The following is a 21,596-nucleotide window of genomic DNA, read 5'->3' as shown; positions in this document are numbered from 1 at the left end:
CGCTTATGGATCGTGGTGCGTCGTCATGGCACCGAGGGGGACGGGACAGGACGGGTGGAGCTGAGGGACATCGAGATCTTCCTGACGCTTGCGGAAGAGCTTCATTTCGGCAGGACGGCCCAACGGCTGCACGTGTCGCAAGCCCGGGTCAGCCAGGCCCTCAAGAAGCAGGAACGAGGCGTCGGGGCGCGGCTGTTCGAGCGCAACAGCCGAAACGTGCGGCTGACCCCGCTGGGCGAGCAACTGCGCGCGGACCTGCTGCCGGTCTACCGGGGGCTACAGGAGAGCATGGAGCGGGCGAGGCTCGCCGCGCGGGGCACGACCGAGGTGGTACGTGTGGGCATGCTGCCCAGCAACGCCCACGATCTACGGCCCTACTGGGAGGCGTTCCGCGCCCGCCACCCGCAGTGGGCCCTGCGCATACGGCACAACCCGTTCGTCGACGCGTTCGGCCCGCTGCGGCGGGGAGAAATCGACGTCCTGGTCGCCTGGCTGCCCGTGGAGGAGCCCGACCTCACGGTGGGGCCGGTCATCTACACCGAGCACGCGGTGGCACTCGTCGCCCACGACCACGAACTGGCCGTGCGGCCATCGGTCTCCCTGGAGGTCTTCGGCGATTTCGGCATTTGGCAGGGCCCGGCCGGACCCGATTACTGGGCGGACGCCTTCACGCCCTTCCAAACCCCCAGCGGCCGCCCGATCGAACGCCACAGCCCGGTCATCAAGAGCCTGGACGACATGTTCACCCAGGTCGGCGCCGGGGACGTCATCCACAGCCTGGGCGCCCACGTCACCCGTTACCACGCCCGCCCCGACATCGTCTATCTGCCCATTCACGACTGGCCAGGCCTGCGCTGGGGCCTGGTCTGGCGCAGCGACACCGAGTTCGCCCCCGTCCGGGCGCTTGCCCAGGTCGTGGGGGACTTGGGTACGGCGAGGCACTGAGAAAGTGCTGGGCAAGCCGTTGATCACTCACGGTTGAGGTCTTCGGTGAGGCGTCGGGCTGCTTCGGTCTCGATGGGGCCGTGCGGCTCGACGTCCTCGCCGGCCAGCCGTGCGGCCATGAGCCGGATCATGGCGACCTTGATCATTGCTTCTGCGTGCGCCGTCTCGCGCTCGTAGTCCCGTGCCAATCCTCTGCACCGTCCCAGCCAGGAGAACGTTCCTTCCACCACTCACCTGCGGGGCAGTACCCGGAAGCCCTTTCACGTCCGCGTTCCGCGGCACCGCGACGATCTCCACGTTCTCTGTCCCGGCGGCCCAGCCGACCAGCCGGGAATCGACGGCGTTGACGTATCCGCCATCCACCCACACGAGCCCCACCTGCGGAAATCGCGGCCGCAAGCAAGGCGGGCTTGCACGCGCAGACACACATGACGATGATCTTCGCGAACCCTCAGACCACGAAGATCACCGCCATCGACTACAAGCAGCAGGTGATCAGTTACCCAACACTTTCTGAGGGGAGCAGCCGGTTCCGGGGCGCCCGGTGGGGGGGCGGGCGCCGCCGTGGCACCGGTGCGGTCAGGGGGTTCCGGTGGGGTCAGGCCGCGCCGTGGGAGGGGGCGACCGACTCCACGCGGGCGGCGAGCTCGAAGTCCTTCTCCGTGACGGCGCCGCCCGCGGAGTGGGTGTTCACCGTGAGGTTCACCGTGTTGTAGCCGAGCGTGAGGTCGGAGTGGTGGTCCAGTTCGTCCTGGATCCGTGCCACGTGGACGACCAGCGCGGCCGCGGCGAAGTGGGTGCCGAGGCGGTAGGTGCGCGCGATGCGGTCGCCCTCCTGGGACCACCCGGGGAGTTCGCGCAACCGGTCCTCGATCTCCTTCTGCGACAGCGGCTCTGTGGGCATGTCCCGTGCTCCCTCCGGTCGGTACGGACACTGACGTCGTGCCCGTGACGATACGGTCCGGTGCCCCGGGCCGGCGGTCAACACGTGGGCTACCGTCTGCGGTATGACAACTGTCGCCACCGCTACCGGAGTAGGGCCCCTGCTGCGCGGCTGGCGCGAGCGGCGGCGGCTGAGCCAGCTTGAGCTGGCGCTGCGCGCCGACTCGTCGTCCCGGCACATCTCGTTCATCGAGACGGGCCGGTCGAGGCCGAGCGAGGAGATGGTCCTGCGGCTGGCGGAGCACCTGGACGTGCCGGTCCGGGAGCGCAACGCCCTGCTGCTGGCGGCCGGTTACGCCCCCCGGTACGCCGAGACGCCCCTGGACGACCCGTCGCTGGGCGCGCTGCGCGAGGGGATCGAGCAGTTGCTGGCCGGGTACGACCCGTACCCCGCGCTCGTCGTGGACGGCTCCTACACGGTGGTGGCCGCCAACCGGGGCATCGCGATGCTGCTGGACGGGCTGCCGGAGCACCTGCTCACCCCGCCGATGAACGCCATGCGCATCACCCTGCACCCGCAGGGCCTCGCCCCGAGGATCCGCAACCTGCGGGAGTGGCGCGGGCACCTGCTCGCCCAGATGGAGCGCCAGATCGCCCTCGCCCGCTCCGAACCGCTGCGGCGGCTGTACGAGGAGGTCGCGGGATATCCGGTGCCGGAGCGGGGCGGCGACCCGGCGGACCGCGAGGACCCGACGCCGTACCCGTACTTCGCACTGCCGCTGCGGATCGAGCACCAGGGGCGGGTGCTGTCGTTCGTGTCGTCGATCTCGACGTTCAACACGCCGATGGACGTGACGGTCGCCGAGCTGGCCATCGAGACGCTGCTCCCGGCCGACCCGGCGACGGTCGAGTACCTGCGGTCCCTCCAGGGGGTGTCTCGTTCGGATCCTGCCGGGCTCGTGGCGTCCGATCCGGGCGCAAGACCCTAACGGCCGGCCGCGGCCGCCCGCAGAGCGGTCCACTGCAGGGCGGCGAACCCGGCCACGGTGGCGGCCTGCACCGGGATCCACAGCGTTCCGGCGGTGGTCGGCGACAGCCACGCGACGAGGGCGACGACCCCGAGCACGGCCCACAGCACGTTGGCGTCGACGACCAGCGTGACGGCGGCGGCCGGCGGCTGCGGCCGTGAGGCGAGGTACCCGACACCGGCGGCGAAGACGGTGAGGAAGACGCCCAGCCCCAGCAGGAGCGCCGCGTCGACGCCGAGGAGCCGGCCGAGGGGCCCGGACGCGAGGGCGTACGCCAGCCCGTTGGCCCCGGTGACGACCGCGTCGAGGGCGAGGAAGCGGCGCAGCATGGTCCGCGGCTCGGTGGTGCGCGAGATACCGGCGAGCAGGGCGTGGGACATGGGGATCAGCCTCCATGGAGGTCGTCGGGCTCCCCGCGCCGCAGGCGCGGGGAGGGGCGGGACCGGAGCCGGGACGGAGTTCCCCCCTGGACCGCGGTGGCCCCACCCGGGTTCCGGTGGAACCACCCTGCCGGGACGGGTCGGCACGGGTCGATTACCGCCGGGGTAATGGCGGCCGGGGCTGGGCGCCGCCCCCGCGGTGCGCCTCGGGGTTCGCGGCTTCAGGGACCGATCAGGTCCAGGATCCGGCGAACGGTCCAGTGGCCGGACGCGCCCGGGCAGGAGGAGACGTAGGCGGCCACCGTGGGGGCGTCCCAGGCGCCGGTGGCGAGCAGACCGGCGGCGAGGTGGCGGACGTAGTCGGCGGACGGCGCGTTCCAGGCGATGTCGTGCATGCCCCACGGGGCCGTGAAGGTGAGGAGGGGGCGGCCGTCGAGGCGGCCCGCGCACACCAGCGTCTCGTAGCGGCCCTTCCCGAGTACGGAGCGGCCCTCCCGCAGCACCTCCGTCAGGTCGAGGTCCGTGCCGGGGCCGGGCTCGCGGTACATCTCCTGGGCGGCGATGTCCGAGAACTGCTCGGCGGTGACGAGGTGCGCCCGGGCCAGGACGCGCCCTTCGGCGTCGGGGTCGTAGAACGCGCGGCCGCCGGTCCACACGGGGGACTCGGTGGCGAAGTACAGGGCGCCGCGCAGCTCCACCGGCCGGGAGGCGGCCGGCAGGCGCGGGTCCCGGGCGCCGGGATAGGTGCGCGCGGCGCCCGGGGGGCAGCCGCCGACCAGGTAGTACGCCAGGCGGTCGGTGTGCATGTTCGAGCCGTAGGACGTGTACCAGACCCGCGTCGTCATGCCGCGACCGTAGCGGGCGTGGCGCGTGAAGTTCTGCTGTTGACCCGCTTAAGAAAACCTCGATGGACGCCATGGGCGCGACCTGGGCAGATTGGTGCCCGTTCACGATCTCCACCCGTACCTCCCCGGGAGCCGCACCCTATGAAGGCGCTTGTCAAGCAGAAGGCCGAGCCCGGTCTCTGGCTCATGGACGTGCCGGAACCCGAGACGGGGCCCGGAGACGTGCTGATCCGGGTGCTGCGCACCGGCATCTGCGGCACGGACCTGCACATCCGGTCCTGGGACGGCTGGGCCCGGCAGACCATCCGCACGCCGCTGGTGCTCGGGCACGAGTTCGTCGGCGAGGTCGCGGCCGTCGGAGCGGACGTGCGGGACATCGCCGTCGGCGACCTGGTGAGCGGCGAGGGGCACCTGGTGTGCGGCAAGTGCCGCAACTGTCTTGCGGGGCGCCGGCACCTGTGCCGGGCCACGGTCGGCCTCGGCGTGGGCCGTGACGGGGCCTTCGCCGAGTACGTGGCGCTGCCCGCGACGAACGTGTGGGTGCACCGGACGAAGGTGGACCTGGACGTGGCCGCGATCTTCGACCCGTTCGGGAACGCCGTGCACACCGCGCTGTCGTTCCCGCTCGTCGGCGAGGACGTGCTGATCACGGGTGCCGGACCGATCGGGATCATGGCGGCCGCGGTCGCCCGGCACGCGGGTGCCCGAAACGTGGTGATCACCGATGTGAGCGAGCCGCGGCTGGAGCTGGCCCGCAAGGTCGGCGCGACGCTGGCGGTCAACGTCGCCGAGACGACCATCGGCGAGGCGCAGCGACAGCTGGGGCTGCGCGAGGGCTTCGACATCGGCCTGGAGATGTCCGGGCGCCCCGAGGCCGTCCGGGACATGGTCGCGAACATGACGCACGGCGGCCGGATCGCGATGCTCGGGCTGCCCTCCGAGGAGTTCGCCGTCGACTGGTCGAAGATCGTGACCTCGATGATCACGATCAAGGGCATCTACGGCCGGGAGATGTTCGAGACCTGGTACGCGATGACCGTGCTGCTGGAGGGCGGTCTCGACCTCGGTCCCGTGATCACCGGCAGCTACGGCTACCAGGACTTCGACGCCGCGTTCGACGAGGCGGCCACCGCCCGCAGCGGCAAGATCATCCTCGACTGGACCACGTAGTTTCCCGGCTCGGTCCTCCCCCGGCCCGGCCGGGGACCCCCCTGGGCGCCTGTTGCGGGCGTCGGCGGTCGATCGCGCCGGTTCCGTACCCCGGAACCCGCGCGCGTTCCTCCGTTCGGCACCACACCCGCGCGCCCCTTCGGCTCACTCGCCACGCACCGCAGTGACCTCTAAGGAGCACCCCTCATGTACGCGTCCGTCCGCGACGAGCTGCGCGCCACCCTCGACGAGATCCGGGACGCCGGGCTCTTCAAGCCGGAGCGGGTCATCGGCACCCCGCAGAGCGCGAAGGTGTCCGTCCCCTCCGGTGACGTGCTGAACTTCTGCGCCAACAACTACCTGGGCCTCGCCGACCACCCCGAGGTGATCACCGCCGCCAAGGAGGCACTGGACCGCTGGGGCTACGGCATGGCCTCGGTCCGCTTCATCTGCGGCACGCAGGAGATCCACAAGGAGCTGGAGCAGCGGCTGTCGGCGTTCCTCGGCCAGGAGGACACGATCCTCTACTCCTCCTGCTTCGACGCCAACGGCGGCGTCTTCGAGACCCTGCTCGGCCCCGAGGACGCGGTCATCTCCGACGCCCTCAACCACGCCTCGATCATCGACGGCATCCGGCTGTCCAAGGCCCGCCGCCACCGGTACGCCAACCGGGACATGGCCGAGCTGGAGAAGCAGCTCCAGGAGACGCAGGACGCGCGGCGCCGGCTCATCGTCACCGACGGCGTGTTCTCCATGGACGGGTACGTGGCGCCGCTGCCGGAGATCTGCGACCTCGCCGACCGGTACGACGCGATGGTGATGGTCGACGACTCGCACGCGGTCGGGTTCGTCGGACCGGGCGGGCGCGGCACGCCCGAGCTGCACGGCGTGATGGACCGCGTCGACATCATCACCGGCACGCTCGGAAAGGCGCTGGGCGGTGCGTCCGGCGGATACGTGGCGGCGCGCGCGGAGATCGTCGCGCTGCTGCGCCAGCGCTCGCGCCCCTACCTCTTCTCCAACTCCCTCGCGCCCGTGATCGCCGCGGCGTCGCTGAAGGTGCTGGACCTGCTGGAGTCCGCCGGTGAGCTGCGGGAGCGGCTGGACGCCAACACGAAGCTGTTCCGTACGAGGATGACGGAGGCGGGCTTCGAGATCCTGCCCGGCGACCACCCCATCGCGCCGGTGATGATCGGTGACGCGGCGGAGGCGGGCCGGATGGCCGAACTGCTGCTGGAGCGGGGCGTGTACGTGATCGGCTTCTCGTACCCCGTGGTGCCGATGGGGCAGGCCCGGATCCGGGTGCAGCTGTCGGCGGCGCACTCGGCCCGGGACGTGGAGCGGGCGGTGGCCGCGTTCGTCGACGCGCGAGCGACAATGGCTGGGTGATCGACCCCCGGCGACTGCGCATCCTGCGCGCCGCGGCGGACCACCGCACGGTGACCGCCGCGGCCGCGGCGCTGTACCTGACCCCGTCCGCCGTCTCCCAGCAGCTGGCCGCGCTGGAGCAGGAGACGGGGCACATCCTGCTGACGCGCAGCGGCAAGGGCGTGCGGCTCACCGCGGCCGGCGAGATCCTCCTGGAGCACGCCAACGAGGTGCTGGCCCAGCTCGAACGGGCGGAGGCGGAGCTCGCGGCGTACGCGGGCGGGACATCCGGCGACGTGACGGTGGCCGCCTTCGCCACCGGGATCGCCGAGGTCCTGGCGCCGGCGATCGGACGGCTCGCCGAGCGGCACCCCGGCATACGGGTCCGGGTGCGGGACGCGGAGGGCGACGAGTCGCTGCCGCTGGTCCTGGACGGCGAGGCGGACGTGGCGCTGGCCGTGGAGTACCGGGGTGCGCCGCGCGAGGGCGACCGGCGGCTGGCGCGCGTGCCGCTGTACGCGGAGCCGTTCGACGCGGTGCTGCACGCGGGGCACCCGCTGGGGCAGGAGCCCGAGATCCCGCTGGCGGCGCTCGCCGGCAGCGACTGGATCGGGCCGTACCCGGGCAACCCGTGCCACGACATGGTGCTCCTCGCCTGTGAACTGGCGGGCTTCGACCCGCGGCTCGTGCACTCCTCGGACGACTTCCGCGCGGTGGTCGCCCTGGCGGGTGCCGGCGCGGGGGTGGCTCTGGTGCCGCGGTCGGCCCTGCGCGGCATGGAGCTCAAGGACGTGGTGGTACGTCCGGTGGCGGGCCCTGCGGCGTTCCGCCGGGTCTTCGCGGCGGTCCGGCGCGGTGCGGAGGACCATCCGCTGATCCGCCCGGTCCTGGACGCACTGGCCGACGCGGCGGGCGGCCTGTCGGCGCCGGACGTCTGACCGGGCCGCGGACCGCGCGGGGTCTCCGGCGCCTGGCGCACGCGTGGCCCGTTCCCGCATGTGGATCGGGAACGGGCCACCCCCCGTACGGCTGCTGCCGGACCGTCCCGGTCGGTCAGCGGCCGGCCCACGCCTCCACGCGGGTGTCCTTCGAGCCGTTGAGCACGAGCTTGACGGTCTGGCCGCGCTTGTACGCGATGGTCGCGTAGTGCTTCTTGCCGTTGCACCGGTGCTTCTTGGTGGTGGACTTGCCGGTGTCCAGGACGAGCACCTTCAGCTTGGCGTTGCCGCCGCCCCAGCAGGTGAAGACGCCGCGCGCCATGTTGGTGCCGCGGGGCAGCTTGTAGCCCTGCGAGACCCACTTCTTGCCGTGGCTCTTGAGATAGTCCCCGCTGATGCCGGCGTTCCAGACGTTGGTCCAGCTCGCCTTGGCGGCACCGGGGCCGGGGCGGCGGAGACGGCCGGGGCGGCGCCCAGGGCGAGGCCGCCGCCGAGCATCACGGTCGCCGTGGAGAGCGCGAGGCTCCTGCGCAGGTTCATGGTCGTGTTCCCTCCGTTGGTGGGCCGGGGGCGGTGCCGCCCGGCTTCGTGGCAACGACTTTCCTGCGTCACATCGGACCGGTCCAGGCTCGGCCCCGGGGATGGGGCGGCGTGGGACGTCCCCCGGTCCGACCTGCTGGGATGCCGCGTCCCACGCGGTGGCGGTGGGACGGCCGGCCCTGTCCGGATCACGCCGTACGACGCACCGGACGGGAACTTCCGCCCCCCGCCGGGTGTCACCGCGGGATGAAGAAGGGGGACGAGACATGGCTCGATGGAAGGAATTGCCGACCGGGCTCGGTGAACGTGAGCGGCAACTGCTCGTACAGCTTCGCCGGCTGAAGGATCACAACGGGCTGAGCCTGGCCGCGCTCGCGGGCCGCACCAGCTACAGCCGCTCCTCCTGGGAGCGCTACCTCAACGGCAAGCAGCCGGTGCCGCGCCGGGCGGTGGAGGAGCTCGCCCGGGTGTGTGCGACCGACCCGACGCGGCTGGTCGTGCTCCACGAGGTGGCGGTGGGCCACCGGGCGGAAGCACCGGCGGCGCCGCCCGGCCCGGGTGGGGAGCCGGAGGCCGCGGACGGCACCGGGCCGGCGGGCTCCCCGGACCGCGGCGCCGCCGACGGGAGTCCCGTCCCCGGCGCGCGGACCGGCTCCGCGCGGGAGACCGCACGCGCCGGGCTCGGCCGGACCGCGACCGCGGGGGCCGCCGGGGAGACCGCCGGCCGCGAGGAGGCCGGGCAGGGGGCGACGGACGGTGCCCGGCCGGCGGGCGCGGCGGGCGGGGAAGACCATGGGGTGCGGCGGCACGGGGATGGTCTCCACCGTCGCGGCGCGTACCGGCGGGGACGGACAGCGCATGGAGCTGCGGCGGGGCGAGGACTGCCGGGCGGTGTGGGTGCGCGCCTCGCGCCTCCGGCCCGGCGACCGGGTGGAATTGCGGATGCCGGACGGCCGGACGCAGCACCTCGCCACGACCGGCCGGCAGGGCGTGGGCACGTACGTCGTCACGCCGATGGCGGCGGCCGACGGCCCCGGGGCCTCGGGCGCGCGGGTCTGCCTGATGCCGGCGCGCGGGGAGCGGGAGTGCTTCGGCTGAGCGCCCGCACCGGCCGGCCTCGCGCGCGGACGCCCACGCTCCGCCGGACCCGCGCCCCCCGGGGGGCAGCGCACCACCCGGGCGCAGGGCTCCACCTCGACGGGCAGGGCTCCACACCGGGGGCAGCGCGCGCCAGGTCGGCCCACGCCCGGTCGGCACCCCCCCGCGTCCGCACCGGCGGGTCCCCGCCCCCTCCGGGGTCAGCGCACCACCCGGGCGCAGGGCTGCACCACGGAGCAGCGCGCACCCGGTCGGCGCGCGCCCGTGTCAGCGCGCCGTGCGCTCCTTGCGGGCCGACATCCACGCGTACACCAGCACGCCCGCGAAGAGGAACAGCACGCCCTGGTAGACGGCCGCGTAGCCCGAGCCGGCGACCAGCCAGAGGGAGAAGCCGGCCGCGAGGGCGGCGAGCAGGGCGTCGCGGACCAGGCGGCCGCGGTGGACGCGGTCGGTCCGGCCGGAGGCGAGGAAGTAGATCTGCGCGGCGGTGGACAGCAGGTACGGGACGGTCGCCGTGAACGTGGTGACGAGGACCAGGATCTCGAAGACGCCGCCCGGGCCGGCCGTGTAGTTGTACACGGTCAGCAGCGAGGCGAGGACGACGGTGACGAGGACACCGGCGGTCGGCACGCCGCGCTTCCTGCGGGCGAAGACCCGCGGGAACAGGCCGTCCTGGGCCGCGGCGTACGGCGTCTGGGCGCTGAGGAGCGTCCAGCCGTTGAGGGCGCCGGCCATCGAGACGACGGCCATGCAGGCGACGGCGGTGCCGCCCCAGGTGCCGCCGAACATGGTGTTGACGGCGTCGGAGAAGGGGGCGCCGGAGGCGATGAGGGTGTCGTGCGGGACGGTGCCAAAGACGGAGAGCGTGCCGAGCAGGTAGATGACGGCGGCGCCCAGGGTGCCCAGGATGGTCGCGCGGCCGACGTTGCGCTCGGGGTCGCGGACCTCGCCGGCGCTGACGGCGGCCGACTCGACGCCCAGGTAGCTGAAGAGGAGGATCGCGGCGGAGGCGGAGACGGCGCCGACGGCCCCGGCGTCGCCGGCCTGGAACGGTCCGAGGTTGGCGCTGTCGAAGAAGAACAGCCCGCCGACGGCGACCAGGAGCAGCGGCACGAACTTGAGGACGGTGGCGACGAGCTGGACGGCGCCCACGTACCGCGTGCCGGCCAGGTTGGCGAGCGCGGGCAGCCACTGGAGGAACAGCGCCGCCGCGATCGTCGCCGCCGTGGAGGTGTGCACCGGGACCAGGACGTCGAGGTAGCCGACGGCGGCGACGGCGAGCGCGGCGTTGGAGACCCAGGTGGTGATCCAGTACGACCACGCGGCGAGGAAGCCGGCGAAATCGCCGAAGGCCTCGCGGGCGTAGACGTAGGGCCCGCCGGTGCGGGGGTGGCGCCGGGCGAGGCGGCCGAAGACGAGCGCGAGGGCGATGGCGCCGGCCGTGAGGAGGGCGAAGGCGACCAGGCTGATGGTGCCGTAGGGGGCGACGGACGCCGGGAGCAGGAAGATTCCGCCGCCGATGATGTTGCCCATGACCAGCGCGGTGGCGACCGGGAGGCCGAACCGCCGTGCGTGTTTGTCCTGCGATCGTCCTCCCTCAAGGGAAGGACCTTGCTTTTGCTGGTGAAATGGGGTCGTGACCGTGGTCATGGGGGGTGCGATGCGCCTTTCTCCGTGTAAACCTCGAACATGGTCGGTGACGGAGAGCGGCGCACCAAATCACCCGCTTTTGTCCGGCGCAAGACTGTCGGCAACCGGAAATGCTCCTTCGGGACGGGGGCGCGGCGGGCATTCCTGCACGGCGGCCGGAGCGGGTCCCAGCGGGACCTGCGGCCCCTGGGACTCGCGCAGCCAGCGTCCGAGCACCCGGTGGACCTCCTCCGCGCCGGTCGGCAGACCGCCGTTCGCGACCGGCGCGGACAGGCTCAGCGGGGACAGGAGGAAGGCGTGCGACTGCTCGCCCCCGAGGCCGCCGTGCGAGCCGATCTGCTCCTCGAAGGCGTGCACCCGGCCGGTCGCCGGGTCGTACATGGAGTTGACCATGATGTCCGCGACGTGCGGGAAGGAGTCGGTGCGGCGTATCGCGTCGGCCGCGCCCGGCCCGTACACGGCGATGGGTCCCTCGCCGTCGGCGAGCTCGTCCACCGGCGTCTCCTGCCCACCGGCGCCGAGCACCACCGAGCCGTGCGCCTCGCTGCGGACCAGCAGGAAGCCGATGCCCGGGTGGTCGGCGAGGGTGCGCAGCAGGCCGGGGTGGCGGCGCTCGATCTCCTCGCGGGACATCCGGTAGGGCACGTCGGGGAAGGAGACCAGGCCCAGGTTCCCCGAGGCCAGCACGATCGGGCCCGAGCCGCGCGGCGGACGCTCCTCGCGGCCCTCCTCCACGGGCAGGTGCACCGCGCTGCGCAGCGCGCCGCGCGCTTCGGCGCCGCTGCGGGTGTGCCGGGCGCGGCGCGGCACGGGCAGGCCGCACCCGGCCCGGACCAGGTCCCTGAGCGTCAGCCCGTACGCGCTCTCGAAGGTCTCGCCGGGGCTCTGGCCGTGGTCGGAGAGGAGCACGAATCGGTACGGGCGGGGCGCGTGCTCGGCGACCTTCGCCATCAGGGCGATGGACCGGTCGAGCCGCTCCAGCACCTTGGCCGCGTCACGGCTGTGGGGGCCCGAGTGGTGGGCCACCTCGTCGTACGCGACGAGGTCGGCGTACACGGCGGTGCGGCCGGACAGCATGTCGCCCATCACGGCGGCCACGACGACGTCCCGCTCGACGACGGTCGCGAAGGCCCGGATGAACGGGTACAGGCCGCCGCGGCCGACGCGGGGTGTGTCGCCGCGGAGGCGGGCCCGGGTGGACTGGCCCGTCTCCCGGCACACCTCCGCGACGTAGGAGATGGCGGTGCGGACGGCGTTGGCGGGGTCGCGGAAGTAGGCGAAGTATCCGGCGCGGGAACGGGTGCGGTGGCCGCGGCGCGCGGAGACGGACAGGACGAGGGCGAGTTGGCCGGCGCCGCCGCCGAACAGGTTGCCGCGGCTCGCGCCGTCCTGGGTGAGCAGCCCGTCGTGGCCGGTCCGCTCGACGGCGCGGCGCTGCAGTTCCGCGGCGGTGGCGGGTCGGTTGCACACCATCAGGCGGCCGGTGTCCTTCTCGTACCAGCGGAAGGCGGGCACATCGTGGCTGGAGCCGTGCAGGATGCCGAGCTGGCTGGCGCCGGTCTGGCTGGACCAGTCGGTGTACCAGGGGGTGAGGCGGTGGGTGGAGCCCAACCAGGCGGCGACGGTCGGCATGAGGCCCTCGGCCACGGCGTCCCGCAGCACCCGGTGGCCCACGCCGTCGAGCTGGAGGAACACCGTGCCGGGCGGACTTCCCGGGCCGGGGCCGGCCGGGGCGCCGCGGCGCCGTCCGGCGAGCCGGCGCAGGCGGCGGCGGTAGGCGTCGTCGTCGCGCACGGCGAGGGCGGTGGAGGTGGCGGAGGCGACGGCGGACATCACGGCGGCCACCACGACGGCGTCCCGCGGGTCGGCCTCGCCCCGGCCGTCGGGTATGAGCCACAGCGCGACGAGCAGCAGCGAGCCGTTGAGGAAGAACGCGAGCAGGCCGAGGAGGAGGGCGGGGACGAGCAGCAGCGCGCGGACGGCCAGCGGCCACACGAGCGCACTGAGCAGGCCGAAGGCCCCGGCGCCCCAGGCGGCGGTGACGGCGGTGCGGGTGATGCTGTCACCGTCGTCGGACTGGAGCTCGACGTCGGGCAGCAGCCCGGCGAGGGCGAGCAGCGTGAGGGTGGACACCACCCACACCACCACGATCCGCAGCAAGGCACCGACGGCCCTGCGCCACCGCCCCTCGACCACGACCGTCAGCCTTTCACCCGTTCCGGATCCCGAGCCCGGCATCCAGCGTGGCACACACCCGCGGCATGTCCGGGGCGGATGTGCCGCAGTCGTCGCGGCCCGCGGACGGCACGGCGCACGACGGCCCGCGGACGGCGAGCGGGCAGCGAGTGGACGGGGTCAGCAGCCGTCGTATCCGGCCGTCGGCATGGAGAGTCTGCGGTGGACGTGGGCCTTCATCGCGGAGTCGTAGGCCGGCTCGTCCAGGCCCGCGGTCTCCAGCCGGACGCCCCGGCGCTCGCATTCCGCGGTGAAGTCGCGGGCCGAGGTCACGGCCCGTTCCAGCACGCGGTGGTTGGGGGCGACGAACAGGTCGACGGCGCCGGCCTCGACGTCCGCCCAGAGCATCCGGTGGTCGGGCCGCAGCCCGTAGAAGAGCAACTCCCGGATGACGACATAGCCCTGGCCGGCCGCCCACCGCTCGCACATCGCGTGCTGGCTGCGGGTGTCGACCAGGAACGGGTCGGCGTCGAGCTCCTCGAGCGGCGTCAGGCTGGCGATCGCCGCCACGCGTACGTCGTCCATGGGCCGACCCTACTCCGAACCCCTCCGCGCGAGGAGGCGCGCATCTACGCTCGGAGGAGCAGAGCGGGAGGAGGGCGGGAGGAAGGTGTGTGCCGTGGAGGTCACCTGGTGGGGTCACGCCACCTGTACGGTCGAGGACTCCGGCGTACGGGTGCTGACCGACCCGCTGTTCGCGCCGCGCCTGGCGCATCTGCGGCGCAGGCGCGGGGCGCTGCCGCCGCCGGAGGCCGCGCGGGCGGACGTGGCGCTCGTGTCGCACCTGCACGCCGACCACCTGCACCCGCCGTCGCTGGCGCGACTCGCGCCGGGTACGCGGCTGGTCGTGCCGCGCGGCGCCCTGCGCGCGGTGGCGGGGCTGCGGCGGCTGGGCGGGCTGCTGCGGATCACGGAGGTCGCGCCCGGCGACGAGCTGAAGATCGGCGGGGTCGTCGTCCGTGCGGTGCCGGCGGCGCACGACGGGCGCAGGCTGCCGTGGGGTCCGCACCGCTCCCCCGCCCTGGGGTACGTCGTCCGCGGCACGGCGCGCACCTACTTCGCCGGTGACACGGGGCTGTTCGACGGGATGGCGGACGCCGTGGGCGAGGTCGAGCTGGCCCTGCTCCCGGTGGGGGGCTGGGGGCCGTACCTGGGCCACGGGCACCTGGACGCGCGGCGCGCGGCGCAGGTCCTCGCCGCGCTGGCGCCGCGCGCCGCCGTGCCGGTGCACTACGGCACGTACTGGCCGGTCGGGATGGACGCGGTGCGGCCGCACGAGTTCCACGCGCCGGGCGACGAGTTCGTACGGCACGCGGCGCGGATCGCGCCCCGGGTGGTGGTGCACCGGCTCGGACACGGCGAGCGGGTGCGGCCGGAGGTGTCCGGTGATCGGTGAGGTGGTCGGGCGGCTGCCGCCCGAATCCACCCAGCAGGCGGTCGGGTACCCGTCGCTGTTCCTGCTGGTGGCGCTGGGCGCGCTGGTGCCGGTGCTGCCGACGGGGGCGATCGTCAGTTCGGCGGCGGTGGTGGCCTTCCATCAGACGGCGCCGCTCGCGCTGCTCGCGGTGTTCGTGCTGGCGGCGGGCGCGGCGTTCACCGGGGACGCCGCCCTGTACTGGCTGGGGCGGCGGGGGGTGCACTCCGCGAACGGCTCCCGCTGGCTGGCGGCGCTGCGCGACCGCGCCGCGCCGGACCGGCTGGAGCAGGCCCAGGAGAAGCTGCGCACGCACCGGGTGTCGGTGCTGGTGCTGTCGCGGCTGGTGCCGGCGGGCCGGATACCGGTGATGCTGGCGTGTCTGCTCTCCGACATGCGCCTGGGCCGCTTCCTGCGCGGTGATCTCCCGGCGTGCCTGGCGTGGGCGGCGACGTACCAGCTGATCGGCATCCTCGGCGGTTCGCTGTTCGCCCGGCCGTGGCAGGGCGTGCTGGCCGCGGTCGCCCTGACGCTGCTGATGAGCGCCGTGCCGGGCGCGTGGCGGCGGGTGCGCCGCCGCCACGCGGCCTGAACCCCGGCGGGCGGGCCGCCCGGCCGGACACGGCCCCCGGGAAACCGGACACGGCCCCTAGGAAAAGGTGCGCGACGCGCCCACCGGCAGGTCCCAGAGGCGGTCGCGGGGCAGGCCCGCGGCCTCCCAGGCGGCATGGAGGCGGGTCAGGGGCTCCATGACCGGCTCGGAGGACAGGACGAACGTCGCCCAGTGCATGGGGGCCATGGCGTGCGCCCCGAGGTCCTGGAATGCCCGGACCGCTTCCTCGGGGTCCGTGTGGACGTCGCGGAGCCACCAGCGGGGGTCGTACGCGCCGATGGGGAGCAGCGCGAGGTCGATACCGGGGTGGCGGCGCCCGATTTCGCCGAACCAGTGGCCGTAGCCGGTGTCCCCCGCGAAGTAGACGCGCAGGCCGTGCGGGTCGGTGAGGACCCAGCCGCCCCACAGGGAGCGGCAGGTGTCGGTGAGGGAGCGCTTGGACCAGTGGTGCGACGGTACGAAGTCGAAGCGGACGCCGTCCAGTTCGGCGGCCTCCCACCAGTCGAGCTCGGTGACGCGGGTGAACGCGCGGCGGCGGAACCAGCGGGCCAGGCCGGCGGGCACGAAGACCGGGGTGTCGCGCGGCAGTCGTTTGAGCGTGGGGGCGTCGAGGTGGTCGTAGTGGTTGTGGCTGATCACGACCGCGTCGACGGGCGGCAGGTCCTCCCAGCGCACGCCGACGGGGGTGATGCGGGCGGGGGTGCCGAGGATGCGGCGGGACCAGACGGGGTCGGTGAGGACGGTGAGCCCGCCGATCCGGACGACCCAGCTGGCGTGGCCGGCCCAGGTGACGGCGACGGTGCCGGGGGCGGCGGCGGGCAGCGGGGCGGGGGCGAACGGCAGGTTCGGGATGTCGCGCAGCCCTTCCGGGCCGGGGCGGACGGCTCCCTCACGGGCGAAGCGGGCGAAGGCCCGGACGCCGGGCAGGGGAGCCGTCAGCCGGTCGGCGAAGGATCTGGGCCAGACGCGCTCCTCGCCGAGGGGGCGTGGGGCGCCGCAGGCGGGCCCGGCGGGGCCGGTGGAGACCGTCGCGGCGGTGGCGCCCGCGGGGGCGGTGGAGGTTCGCGGGCTCCCCGCGGGGGAGGTGTCCGCGGCGGTCCGCCCGGTGGAGGATGCCGTCCATCCGGCGGGTGACGTCCGTTCCGTCATCTGCGCACTCCGTTCACCGTGGTTCTTGGAGTTCTTGAAAAGCGGATCCGAAGGCCTGCAACGCCCGTGCGATGTGCGGGAGTTCCAGCGGGCGCTCCGCGGTGAGCGACTCCGTGCGCTCGTCGGGTCCGGCGCCGAGCAGGGGCCCGGTCGCGAGCCGTACGCGCAGGGCGCCGAGTTCGTCGCCGAACCGGTGTCCGCCCGGCGCGGGCGCGCCGAGCCGGGTGGAGAGGTACTCCTCCAATTCCATGGAGTCGGTGACGCCCCGCTCGGCGAGGGGGCCGCGCAGGGGCCCGAGGTCGACGTAGAGGTGACGTCCCGCCGCGGGCGGCAGGGCGAGGGCGCCGGCGGCCAGGACGGCCCGGTGCGCGGCGGCGGCCACGCGCGCGTGGAGGGCGGCAGCGGCGGCCGCGCGGGCGGTGACCGGCTCCGGCTCGTCCAGCGCGTGGGCGGCGGCCTGCGCGACGGGCCCCGCCACGTGCGCCCCGAGCGCGGTGAGCAGGTCCAGGGCACGGGCGCGGCGGGCGGCGCCGGCCGCGGTGGGCGGGAAGCGGGCGACAGCGGCGGGCCAGGCCGGTGGGAGGAGGGAGCCGGCGAGGTCGCACAGGACGGTGACGTCGTCGGGGCACATCTCGGCGGGGCTGACGAGCACGGTGTCGTGCGGCTGGTGCAGCGTGTCCCGCCAGGTCTCGTCGCTGACGATGTGCAGGCCCTCGGCGACGGCCGCCTCGCACGTCTCGCGGACGAGTTCGGGCGGCGGGACGGTGGCCGTCGGGTCGTCGGCGACGGAGAGCAGCAGCAGCGCCGGGTGGCCGCCTTCGGCACGGACCCGCCGTACGGTCTCCAGGAGGGCGTACGGATCGGGCACGCCGCCGCATTCGGCGGGGGTCGGCACGTGGTAGGCGGGGCGGCCCAGGAGCCGCGCCTGCGGGGCCCATCCGGCGGGGCAGGGCCGGGGCAGCAGGACGTCGCCGCCGTGCGCGGCGATCACCGCGGCGAGCAGCGAGGAGGCGCCGGGGGCGGCGGCCAGGTCCTCGGGGTGGCAGCGCAGCCCGCGCCGCCACCAGTAGCCGCAGGCCGCGTCCCGCAGGACGGCGCCGCCGCCGGGTGGTTCGGGCCCGGCGCGGAGGGCGGCGTCCGCGAGGACGGCGGCGAGCTCGGGCAGCACCGGCAGCCCCGCCTCGGGCGCGCCCGGCGCGTACCGTACGGGCCCGCGCCCTACGGGCAGCTCGTGGTCGCCGTGGTCGCCGTGGTCGGCGTGACCGGGGGGACCAGCATGACCGGAGTGGCTGGAGTGGCCTAGGTCACCGGCATGGCCGGGGTGACCGGAGTGGCCGGGGTGACCGGAGTGGCCGGCAGGGCCGCGGTGGTCCTGTCGGTGGGACGGGGCCGGTTCCCGCATGCCGTCACCTCCGCCGCTCGTGCTTCGGGGGACCCTGCCCGTCCCCACAGCCCTTTATACGGACGTTCATGTCGTGCCGCCGCTCCGTGCCGACGGTCGCGGGCGGAGCGCGGCCAGCCGGGCCAGTTCCTTCTCCAGATCGCGCCCCCGGCTGCGGACGACACCGCTCGCCACGTCCGCGAGCCTGCGGTTGGTGAGCTGTGAGATGCGGCGCAGCACACCGTGCGCCTCGTCGGCGCCGCAGCCGAGCACGTGCATCACGATGCCGCCCGCCTGGTCGATGACCGGGCGTGAGCGCAGGGCGGTGGACAGCTGGCCGACCTCGGTGAGGGCGGCGCGGTAGCGGCGGTCGCGGGCGAGGCCCGCGGTGATCTCCTCGCCGAGGACGACGGCCGGGCCGTGCACGGCGTCCTCCAGGGAGCCGGGCCGGAAGGCGTACAGGTTGAGGGTGATGTCGATGCCCGCCCGGTGGAAGGGGAGGGTGACGCTGGCGCGCACGCCGGAGCCGAGGGCCATCGCGCGGTAGTCGGGCCATCGCTCCTCGGTGAGGAGGTCCTCGGCGTCGACGGGCCGCCCGGTGTCGAGCGCGGTGGGGATCGGACCGTCGCCGGCGTCGAGCTGGACCGACACGAGGGCCGCCAGGTCCGGATGGGTGGCGCTGGCGCGGCGTTCGGCCTCGCCACCGCTCAGGGTGGCGACCGCGCCGCAGCACGCGGGGAGGGAACGTACGCACTGTTCGGTGAGCTTCTGCAATCTGCGGACGGTCGAGGCCGGTTCGGGCCCTTCGTACGCGCGCTCGGGAAGCATCGACACCTCTCCTTCCGCCGTCCGGTTGCCCCGCGCCGACGGCACGAAACGACCGCTCGTCCCGGCCCGCTGTGCCGTTACGGTGCTCCTATGACGGAGACCGACGCGTTCGGCGAGGACCTCGCGGACTTTGTGCGCCGGGTCGGTGAGCTCCGCACCGCGCGGGCCCTGCCGGCCGAGGAGCAGCAGGGCGTCCTGGACGCCGCCCTCTTCGAACTCCAGCATGCCGCGGAGTCGCTGTGGCCGCGCTACGAGCGGCTGGCGGCACGCGCACCGGACGGCACCCCGGCGGACCGGCGGGAGCGGCAGCTGCTGAAGACGCTGTTCCAGCGGATGCCCCTGCCGGTGGTGCTGGTCGACCGGGACACGGTGGTGCGCCGGATGAACTTCGCCGCCACCGGCCTGACCGGGGTGCGGGCCGGTTACGCCACGGGCCGGCCGCTCGCCGGGCTGCTCGTCTCCGGCGACCGGGCGCCCTTCCGTTCCCAGGCCGCGGCCACCGCCCGCGGGGAGGGCGGCCGCAGTCTGAGCCTGCGCCTCCAGCAGCGGCCGCACGAGCCGGTGCGGGCAACGCTGGTGTCGCTTCCCCTGCCGGGCGAACCGCAGCCGACGGTCGTGGTGGTGCTCCAGCCGGGGATGGCGGGGACGGCCTCGCCGCCCCCCGGGGCACGGGCGGGCGCCGTGGGGCGGCGGCTGGTGCCGCCGGACCTGGCGGAGACCACGCAGCGCGCCGAGACGCTGGACCTGGTCGACGCCATGGCGAGCGCACTGCTGGCCTGTCCCGCGGGGGACCGCGACGCGGTCGCCGAGGCGGCCGGGCGGGTCCTGCACGGCCGGTTCGCCGACTGGGTGGTCCTCGACACGGCCGACGCGGACGGCGAGGCGCCGGCCGGGGCTCCCGCCGGACCGGACGGGCCGGGCGGGCCGGGCGGAATGCCGCCGCTGCGCCGCGCGGTCGTCCTGGGCCCCCAGGAGGAGGACGCGCGCAGTGGCGCGAACGGCGGGGAGCCGCTGTCGAAGGCGGTCCGGGAGCAGGACCCGGCGGGCTGTCCCCTGGTGGTCGAGGTGGTCCGGGGCGGATCCGCGTCGCTCCAGGTGCGCCCGGAGGACATCCTCGCCTTCGGCGAGGACTCGTCGGGTGCGGCCGTACTGGCCCGCGCCGGGGTCAGTTCCCTGCTGTGTCTGCCGCTGCCGCCGCTGCCGGCCGGTGGAGGCGGCAGCGGGGCGCTGGGCGTGCTGACGCTGTTCCGTACGGGGGCGAGGCGCGCCTTCTCGATGGCCGAGGCGCAGGCGGCGGACGTGATGGCCCACCATGTCGCGCTGGCTATGCGGCGACGTCCCGCATGATGTCCTCCCGCAGCCGTGTGCAGCACCGGCTGATGAGCCGGGACACGTGCATCTGGGAGATGCCGAGGTCCTCGGCGATCCGGCTCTGCGTCATGTCGCGGAAGAACCGCATGTAGAGGATCTTCTGCTCGCGCTCGGGAAGCGTGCGCAGCCGCGGCTTGACCGACTCCCGGTCGACGACGACGTCGAGCGCGGGGTCGGGGCCGCCGAGCGCGTCCACCAGCGTGTAGCCGTCCTCCGTGCCGGGCAGCTCGGCATCGAGGGAGAGGGCGGTGAAGCTGTCCAGGGCCTCCAGACCGGCCATCGCCTCCTCCTCCGTCATCCCGGCCTTCTCGGCGATCTCGGCGACGGTGGGGGCGCGGCCCCCCACCGAATGCGAGAGCTCCTGGTAGGCGGCGCGGACGCGGCCCCGCAGGTCCTGCACGCGGCGTGGCACGTGAAGGGTCCACATGTGGTCGCGGAAGTGGCGCTTGATCTCGCCGGTGATGGTGGGCACCGCGAAACTCTCGAACGCGGCGCCGCGCGAGGGGTCGTACCGGTCGACGGCCTTGACCAGGCCGAGGGCGGCGACCTGCTTGAGGTCCTCCAGTGATTCTCCGCGGTTGCGGAAGCGGCCGGCGAGCCGGTCTGCCATGGGCAGCCAGGCGCGGACGATGTCCTGCCGGACGGCTTCCTTCTCCTCCCCGTCCGGGAGGGACGCCAGTCGGCGGAACGCCTCAGCGGTGTCCGGGGCGTCGTCGTGCGGATGCTTCGAGTGGGCGAGGGTAGGCATGATGCGTTTCAGCTCCCTGAACGGCGCTGACGGTTGGTGTCACCCCGAGGGAGAGCTCCCTTCCTCTCTCCGGGCACGGACACGCCCGGAGCGGCGGGCCGCTCCCACGGACGTGCCTCCGGTCCGAAGCACGAGATGCGCATGCCCGGGGCCTTTCCCGGCAAACGCGTCGTTGCACTGATTCCACTGTCCTCGCGTCGGGGCGGATCGGCACCCCGGAGAGGGGCCTCGCGAGCCCCGCGTGGAGGTGCGGGCGCAGCGGGGCAGGGGTGCCCGGGGCGGCGGGACGGTTCGGCCGTACGGGTGGTGACACGGTCTCCGGCTTCGGCTGCGGCCGCCGCTCCCCGGCGCGCAGGCGGGTGTCGCGGGGCCGCCGTACGTCACCGCGTGGCGAGGGGAGCGGAACGGCGGAGCGCGGGCCGGCCCGGGCGGCGGTGCCGGGCGCGGGCGTGGCGCGGCCCGGCCGCGTGCGCGGGGGCCGGAGCCGGGCCGGGGGCGGTTGCCTCGGGTACGGCGGGGGCGGGAGGCGCGGGCGCGGCGGCCGCGAGGACCGCGGGACCGGTCCCGTTCCCAGGGGCAAGGCCCCCCGGTGCGGGGGCCTCAACGCCCGCCGGGACGGGTGCGGCACCGTTCGCAGGGGCACGGTCCGCCGCTGCGGCGGCCGCGAAAGCGTCCGGATCCGGGACGGGGCCGGTCCCGGGGGGTGGCAGCACGGCCTCCTCGTACCGGCCCAGGGCCAGCACGGCGCCGAGCAGTGCCGGGGGCATCAGCAGGGGGACCAGTACGGTCAGCACTCCCATCGCCCCGCTCTCCCTTCCGCGCCGCGGACCGGACGGTCTTCGGACGCGGACCGCCGCCCGCGCCCGAAGACCCGTTCCACCCCATGCACCCCGTGGCCGCTCGGCCGCACCAGCGAGTCCCCCGCGCCCCCGCACCCAAACCCGCCGGCCCGGGCGCCGGGGGATCCGGCCGGGAGCCGACCGGGTTCCGACGTGGTTCCGGCCGGGTTTGCGTCCGCCCCGTCGGGTACCCGC

General features: G+C 74.5%; 22 protein-coding genes and 1 pseudogene. 10 read left to right on the top strand and 13 right to left on the bottom strand.

Annotated elements, in window-relative coordinates; all coding sequences use genetic code 11:
• Window positions 1-54: 54 nt before the first annotated feature.
• Window positions 55-945 (top strand): LysR family transcriptional regulator, encoded by an 891-nt coding sequence (locus IH00_RS0116160; protein ID WP_031074111.1) that lies wholly within the window; start codon window positions 55-57, stop codon window positions 943-945.
• A 23-nt stretch (window positions 946-968) separates the two neighbouring features.
• Here IH00_RS0116160 and IH00_RS44095 read toward each other — a convergent pair whose 3' ends face one another.
• Complete coding sequence (locus IH00_RS44095) at window positions 969-1,133, bottom strand: hypothetical protein (protein ID WP_420710879.1); 165 nt, start codon at window positions 1,131-1,133, stop codon at window positions 969-971.
• 410 nt (window positions 1,134-1,543) lie between these two features.
• Entirely contained in the window at window positions 1,544-1,849 is a 306-nt protein-coding gene (locus IH00_RS0116150) for a 4a-hydroxytetrahydrobiopterin dehydratase (protein WP_031074109.1), read from the bottom strand.
• Between the two features lie 103 nt (window positions 1,850-1,952).
• On the opposite strand from IH00_RS0116150, the gene IH00_RS0116145 reads away from it, so the two are divergent.
• Window positions 1,953-2,816: a helix-turn-helix domain-containing protein gene (locus tag IH00_RS0116145; protein ID WP_052411418.1), complete on the top strand. Its 864-nt coding sequence runs from the start codon at window positions 1,953-1,955 to the stop codon at window positions 2,814-2,816.
• Here IH00_RS0116145 and IH00_RS0116140 read toward each other — a convergent pair.
• Window positions 2,813-3,235: a hypothetical protein gene (locus IH00_RS0116140; RefSeq protein ID WP_031074105.1), complete on the bottom strand. Its 423-nt coding sequence runs from the start codon at window positions 3,233-3,235 to the stop codon at window positions 2,813-2,815. The two genes, IH00_RS0116145 and IH00_RS0116140, sit on opposite strands and share 4 nt — an antisense overlap.
• Window positions 3,236-3,456: 221 nt before the next feature.
• On the bottom strand, window positions 3,457-4,080 hold the full coding sequence (locus tag IH00_RS0116135; RefSeq protein WP_031074104.1) for a hypothetical protein: 624 nt from the start codon (window positions 4,078-4,080) through the stop codon (window positions 3,457-3,459).
• Window positions 4,081-4,221: 141 nt separating this feature from the next.
• Here IH00_RS0116135 and tdh point away from each other — a divergent pair, with 141 nt between their 5' ends.
• From tdh to IH00_RS0116120, 3 genes are all read left to right on the top strand, one after another.
• The gene (gene tdh, locus IH00_RS0116130; protein ID WP_031074103.1) at window positions 4,222-5,250 is read left to right on the top strand and encodes an L-threonine 3-dehydrogenase; all 1,029 of its coding nucleotides are present in this window, start codon (window positions 4,222-4,224) and stop codon (window positions 5,248-5,250) included.
• Between the two features lie 186 nt (window positions 5,251-5,436).
• Entirely contained in the window at window positions 5,437-6,618 is a 1,182-nt protein-coding gene (locus IH00_RS0116125) for a glycine C-acetyltransferase (protein ID WP_031074102.1), read from the top strand.
• Entirely contained in the window at window positions 6,615-7,535 is a 921-nt protein-coding gene (locus IH00_RS0116120; RefSeq protein ID WP_031074099.1) for a LysR family transcriptional regulator, read from the top strand. Before IH00_RS0116125 ends, IH00_RS0116120 begins: the two co-directional genes overlap by 4 nt.
• Before the next feature lie 115 nt (window positions 7,536-7,650).
• On the opposite strand, the gene IH00_RS42760 is transcribed toward IH00_RS0116120, so the two are convergent.
• A complete protein-coding gene (locus tag IH00_RS42760; protein ID WP_158827834.1) occupies window positions 7,651-8,130 on the bottom strand; it encodes a hypothetical protein in 480 nt (159 codons plus the stop codon).
• Window positions 8,131-8,176: 46 nt separating this feature from the next.
• Between IH00_RS42760 and IH00_RS45255 the strand changes: the two are divergent.
• Both IH00_RS45255 and IH00_RS0116105 read left to right on the top strand, forming a co-directional pair.
• Window positions 8,177-8,554: pseudogene (locus tag IH00_RS45255) on the top strand (helix-turn-helix domain-containing protein); the annotation flags it as partial.
• A gap of 334 nt (window positions 8,555-8,888) precedes the next feature.
• The gene (locus IH00_RS0116105; protein WP_234334861.1) at window positions 8,889-9,173 is read left to right on the top strand and encodes a YjfA family protein; all 285 of its coding nucleotides are present in this window, start codon (window positions 8,889-8,891) and stop codon (window positions 9,171-9,173) included.
• Window positions 9,174-9,440: 267 nt separating this feature from the next.
• On the opposite strand, the gene IH00_RS0116100 is transcribed toward IH00_RS0116105, so the two are convergent.
• The 3 genes from IH00_RS0116100 to IH00_RS0116090 all read right to left on the bottom strand — a co-directional run bounded on the left by IH00_RS0116100 (window position 9,441) and on the right by IH00_RS0116090 (window position 13,583).
• Window positions 9,441-10,823 (bottom strand): amino acid permease, encoded by a 1,383-nt coding sequence (locus tag IH00_RS0116100; RefSeq protein ID WP_052411417.1) that lies wholly within the window; start codon window positions 10,821-10,823, stop codon window positions 9,441-9,443.
• Between the two features lie 69 nt (window positions 10,824-10,892).
• Window positions 10,893-13,061 (bottom strand): phage holin family protein, encoded by a 2,169-nt coding sequence (locus IH00_RS0116095; protein WP_063835380.1) that lies wholly within the window; start codon window positions 13,059-13,061, stop codon window positions 10,893-10,895.
• A gap of 117 nt (window positions 13,062-13,178) precedes the next feature.
• Window positions 13,179-13,583: a hypothetical protein gene (locus IH00_RS0116090; RefSeq protein ID WP_031074086.1), complete on the bottom strand. Its 405-nt coding sequence runs from the start codon at window positions 13,581-13,583 to the stop codon at window positions 13,179-13,181.
• Between the two features lie 94 nt (window positions 13,584-13,677).
• On the opposite strand from IH00_RS0116090, the gene IH00_RS0116085 reads away from it, so the two are divergent.
• Together IH00_RS0116085 and IH00_RS0116080 are read left to right on the top strand one after the other, a co-directional pair.
• Window positions 13,678-14,454, top strand: a complete 777-nt coding sequence (locus tag IH00_RS0116085; RefSeq protein ID WP_031074084.1) for an MBL fold metallo-hydrolase — start codon at window positions 13,678-13,680, stop codon at window positions 14,452-14,454.
• A complete protein-coding gene (locus tag IH00_RS0116080; protein WP_031074082.1) occupies window positions 14,444-15,064 on the top strand; it encodes a DedA family protein in 621 nt (206 codons plus the stop codon). The genes IH00_RS0116085 and IH00_RS0116080 overlap by 11 nt, the downstream gene beginning before the upstream one ends.
• A 57-nt stretch (window positions 15,065-15,121) precedes the next feature.
• On the opposite strand, the gene IH00_RS0116075 is transcribed toward IH00_RS0116080, so the two are convergent.
• From IH00_RS0116075 to IH00_RS0116065, 3 genes are all read right to left on the bottom strand, one after another.
• Window positions 15,122-16,234, bottom strand: coding sequence for an MBL fold metallo-hydrolase (locus tag IH00_RS0116075; protein ID WP_031074079.1), 1,113 nt, complete (start codon window positions 16,232-16,234; stop codon window positions 15,122-15,124).
• Between the two features lie 13 nt (window positions 16,235-16,247).
• Window positions 16,248-17,636 carry an aminotransferase class I/II-fold pyridoxal phosphate-dependent enzyme gene (locus IH00_RS0116070; RefSeq protein ID WP_107064467.1) on the bottom strand — a complete coding sequence of 463 codons (1,389 nt, stop codon included), beginning with the start codon at window positions 17,634-17,636 and terminating at the stop codon, window positions 16,248-16,250.
• Window positions 17,637-17,702: 66 nt separating this feature from the next.
• Window positions 17,703-18,443, bottom strand: coding sequence for an ANTAR domain-containing response regulator (locus IH00_RS0116065; protein WP_052411416.1), 741 nt, complete (start codon window positions 18,441-18,443; stop codon window positions 17,703-17,705).
• A gap of 90 nt (window positions 18,444-18,533) precedes the next feature.
• Here IH00_RS0116065 and IH00_RS0116060 point away from each other — a divergent pair, with 90 nt between their 5' ends.
• Window positions 18,534-19,790, top strand: coding sequence for a PAS domain-containing protein (locus IH00_RS0116060; protein ID WP_031074067.1), 1,257 nt, complete (start codon window positions 18,534-18,536; stop codon window positions 19,788-19,790).
• Here IH00_RS0116060 and IH00_RS0116055 read toward each other — a convergent pair.
• Window positions 19,768-20,562 (bottom strand): RNA polymerase sigma factor SigF, encoded by a 795-nt coding sequence (locus IH00_RS0116055; RefSeq protein WP_031074065.1) that lies wholly within the window; start codon window positions 20,560-20,562, stop codon window positions 19,768-19,770. The genes IH00_RS0116060 and IH00_RS0116055 overlap by 23 nt on opposite strands.
• Window positions 20,563-20,942: 380 nt before the next feature.
• Window positions 20,943-21,362: a hypothetical protein gene (locus IH00_RS0116050; RefSeq protein WP_031074063.1), complete on the bottom strand. Its 420-nt coding sequence runs from the start codon at window positions 21,360-21,362 to the stop codon at window positions 20,943-20,945.
• Between the last annotated feature and the right edge of the window lie 234 nt (window positions 21,363-21,596).

The organism is Streptomyces sp. NRRL S-118 (genome assembly GCF_000716335.1).
Taxonomy (GTDB): domain Bacteria; phylum Actinomycetota; class Actinomycetes; order Streptomycetales; family Streptomycetaceae; genus Streptomyces.
The sequence above is the reverse complement of the archived record's forward strand: the minus strand, read 5'-3'. Positions and strand labels throughout refer to the sequence as shown.

Bases quoted from the DNA above. Each gene is read 5' to 3' on its own strand.
- IH00_RS0116150 (WP_031074109.1), bottom strand. From the start codon at position 1,849: ATGCCCACAGAGCCGCTGTCGCAGAAGGAGATCGAGGACCGGTTGCGC.
- IH00_RS0116145 (WP_052411418.1), top strand. From the start codon at position 1,953: ATGACAACTGTCGCCACCGCTACCGGAGTAGGGCCCCTGCTGCGCGGC.
- IH00_RS0116140 (WP_031074105.1), bottom strand. From the start codon at position 3,235: ATGTCCCACGCCCTGCTCGCCGGTATCTCGCGCACCACCGAGCCGCGG.
- IH00_RS0116135 (WP_031074104.1), bottom strand. From the start codon at position 4,080: ATGACGACGCGGGTCTGGTACACGTCCTACGGCTCGAACATGCACACC.
- tdh (WP_031074103.1), top strand. From the start codon at position 4,222: ATGAAGGCGCTTGTCAAGCAGAAGGCCGAGCCCGGTCTCTGGCTCATG.
- IH00_RS0116125 (WP_031074102.1), top strand. From the start codon at position 5,437: ATGTACGCGTCCGTCCGCGACGAGCTGCGCGCCACCCTCGACGAGATC.
- IH00_RS0116105 (WP_234334861.1), top strand. From the start codon at position 8,889: ATGGTCTCCACCGTCGCGGCGCGTACCGGCGGGGACGGACAGCGCATG.
- IH00_RS0116100 (WP_052411417.1), bottom strand. From the start codon at position 10,823: ATGACCACGGTCACGACCCCATTTCACCAGCAAAAGCAAGGTCCTTCC.
- IH00_RS0116095 (WP_063835380.1), bottom strand. From the start codon at position 13,061: ATGCCGGGCTCGGGATCCGGAACGGGTGAAAGGCTGACGGTCGTGGTC.
- IH00_RS0116090 (WP_031074086.1), bottom strand. From the start codon at position 13,583: ATGGACGACGTACGCGTGGCGGCGATCGCCAGCCTGACGCCGCTCGAG.
- IH00_RS0116075 (WP_031074079.1), bottom strand. From the start codon at position 16,234: ATGACGGAACGGACGTCACCCGCCGGATGGACGGCATCCTCCACCGGG.
- IH00_RS0116070 (WP_107064467.1), bottom strand. From the start codon at position 17,636: ATGCGGGAACCGGCCCCGTCCCACCGACAGGACCACCGCGGCCCTGCC.
- IH00_RS0116065 (WP_052411416.1), bottom strand. From the start codon at position 18,443: ATGCTTCCCGAGCGCGCGTACGAAGGGCCCGAACCGGCCTCGACCGTC.
- IH00_RS0116060 (WP_031074067.1), top strand. From the start codon at position 18,534: ATGACGGAGACCGACGCGTTCGGCGAGGACCTCGCGGACTTTGTGCGC.
- IH00_RS0116055 (WP_031074065.1), bottom strand. From the start codon at position 20,562: ATGCCTACCCTCGCCCACTCGAAGCATCCGCACGACGACGCCCCGGAC.
- IH00_RS0116050 (WP_031074063.1), bottom strand. From the start codon at position 21,362: ATGGGAGTGCTGACCGTACTGGTCCCCCTGCTGATGCCCCCGGCACTG.